Source organism: Mesorhizobium sp. M1E.F.Ca.ET.063.01.1.1, from assembly GCF_003998155.1.
Lineage (GTDB): Bacteria > Pseudomonadota > Alphaproteobacteria > Rhizobiales > Rhizobiaceae > Mesorhizobium.
Genome location: NZ_RZSC01000867.1, coordinates 1 through 2,287, shown reverse-complemented (window position 1 = coordinate 2,287; position 2,287 = coordinate 1). Strand labels below are relative to the sequence as shown.

Below are 2,287 nucleotides of genomic sequence, written 5' to 3'. Positions count from 1 at the left end.
CTGAAAGAGTTGGAGACCCATCTCATACTGAGTGGAGAGGTGGGATTGATGGTCGAAGCGGAGGTCGCCAGCTTGCTTGGCCAAACTGATGAAATCGGGAAAATGCTGCGTTCGATGATCCGGAGCCTGCAACAAAAGTCATGAAGTGCTTCTTCCGCTACTCGCTACTCGCTACTCGCTATTCGCTCGACACCGGAGCAAGCTGATATGCTTTTGGGCCGCACCGCCAACGGTCTCTACTGGATGAACCGCTATATCGAGCGGGCCGAAAACATGGCGCGCCTTGTTGATGCCGGCCTGCGCATGGCGCTGACGCGCACCCAGAACGCGTCCGAGGAATGGAACTCGGTGCTGCTCAGCGCCGGCTCCGACGTTGCCTTCTCGCAGAAATACCAGGATTACACCGTCGCCAACGTCTCGGATTTCCTGTTGCGCGACATCTCAAACCCATCGAGCACGATGTCGTCGATCGAGACGGCGCGCAACAACGCGCGCATGGTGCGCACCGCGCTGACCCGCGAGACCTGGGAGAGCATCAACGAAGCCTGGATGTCGTTGAAGCGCATTTTGGCAAGGCCGATAGACGAACGCGACCTGCCGACCGTGCTCGACGCCATCAAGCGCGAGACGGCGCTGATCCGCGGCTCGTTCTACGGCACGATGCTGCGCAACGAGATTTTCGATTTCTCGCAGCTTGGCACCTATGTCGAGCGCGCCGACAACACGGCCCGCATCCTCGACGTCAAATACTATGTGCTTTTGCCATCGATCTCCTGGGTGGGCTCGACGCTCGACAACTATCAATGGGAATCGATCCTGCGCTCGGTGTCGGCGCACCGCTCCTACCGCTGGGTCTACGACGCCGAATACAAGCCGACCAACATCGCCGATTATCTGATCCTCAATGTCCGCATGCCGCGCTCGCTCACCTTCTGCTACCGCTTCCTGGCGGAGCATCTGAAGTTCCTCGCCGACGACTATGGCGAGCGCCATGCCTGCCATGCCACGGCCGAGAAGACACAGGCCATGCTGAGGAAGGGTTCGATCAAGGATATTTTCGATCACGGCCTGCACGAATTCCTGGCCGAATTCATTGCCGACAATACAAGACTGGGCGACGAGATCGCACAGGACTACCGGTTTTATTGAGCGCTGAAGGGGCAGGGCGCCATGCGGCTCAAGATCACCCACCGGACCGAGTATCGCTACGACGCGCCGGTGCAATATCTGCTGCAGCGGCTGCGCCTGCTGCCGCAGAGCGGGCATACACAGACCGTGGCAAGCTGGGCGATCAAGGTCGACGGCGCGCGTGAGGAAGTGCGTTTCGTCGACCAGTTCGGCAACGACACGCGGCTGGTGAGTGCGGAGGGCGGCCACAACACCATCAAGGTCGAAGCCTCCGGCGAAGTGATGACGCGCGACACGGCGGGTGTGTCCGGCCCGCATCAGGGTTTCGCGCCGCTCTGGCTGTTCGGTCAGCAGACACCGTTGACCATCGCCGGCGATGGCATTCGTGAGCTTATTGGCTCCGCCGGCGAGGGGACCGATATCGAGCGACTGCACAGGCTGATGGGCACGATCCGCGAGCGGGTCGCCTACAGGCCGGGCGCGACCAGCGTCGTAACGCCGGCCGAAGAAGCTCTGGCGCTGAAGAGCGGTGTCTGCCAGGACCACAGCCACATCTTTATCGCCGCGGCGCGCGCGATGGGTTTTCCCGCTCGCTATGTCAGCGGCTATCTGATGACGGACGCGGCCGTCGAACAGGCGGCGAGCCATGCCTGGGCCGAGGCGCATGTTCCGGGCCTCGGCTGGGTTGCCTTTGATCCCGCAAACGGTATTTCTCCCGACGAACGCTATGTGAGGGTGGCGACGGGACGCGACTATCGCGATGCCGCGCCGGTATCGGGAATTCTGCTCGGTCAAGCGGAAGAGAAGCTTGCCGTCACCGTCACGGTGGAGCAGTAATCTTCGTCAGGATTCGCTGGCTTAAGAAGACTCATGACCTATTGCGTCGGCCTCAAGATCGATCGCGGGCTCGTGTTCATGTCGGACACGCGCACCAATGCCGGCATGGATTCGATCTCGACCTTCAAGAAGATGCATGTCTGGGAAGAGCCCGGCGAGCGCGTCATCGTGCTGATGTCGGCGGGCAATCTGGCCACCACACAGGCCGTGGTCAGCCTGCTCGACGAGCGTACCAAGGCAGTCGGCGATCGCCACGAGAAGCTGCTCGAAACGCCATCCATGTATCAGGCGGTGCGGCTGGTCGGCGATACGGTGAAGGAAG

3 protein-coding genes and 1 pseudogene are annotated in these 2,287 nt (G+C 61.2%); all 4 read left to right on the top strand.

Features of this window, described 5'->3' with window-relative positions; translation table 11 throughout:
• The first annotated feature begins 9 nt into the window (after positions 1-9).
• The gene (locus EOA29_RS33570; RefSeq protein WP_281061125.1) at positions 10-144 is read left to right on the top strand and encodes a hypothetical protein; all 135 of its coding nucleotides are present in this window, start codon (positions 10-12) and stop codon (positions 142-144) included.
• A gap of 63 nt (positions 145-207) precedes the next feature.
• A complete protein-coding gene (locus tag EOA29_RS33565) occupies positions 208-1,149 on the top strand; it encodes an alpha-E domain-containing protein (protein ID WP_126093831.1) in 942 nt (313 codons plus the stop codon).
• 21 nt (positions 1,150-1,170) lie between these two features.
• Complete coding sequence (locus tag EOA29_RS33560; RefSeq protein WP_126093832.1) at positions 1,171-1,965, top strand: transglutaminase family protein; 795 nt, start codon at positions 1,171-1,173, stop codon at positions 1,963-1,965.
• Between the two features lie 33 nt (positions 1,966-1,998).
• A pseudogene (locus EOA29_RS33555) lies at positions 1,999-2,287 on the top strand (peptidase); the annotation flags it as partial.

Coding starts and splice junctions, on each gene's coding strand:
- EOA29_RS33560 (WP_126093832.1), top strand. CDS start 1,171: ATGCGGCTCAAGATCACCCACCGGACCGAGTATCGCTACGACGCGCCG.
- EOA29_RS33565 (WP_126093831.1), top strand. CDS start 208: ATGCTTTTGGGCCGCACCGCCAACGGTCTCTACTGGATGAACCGCTAT.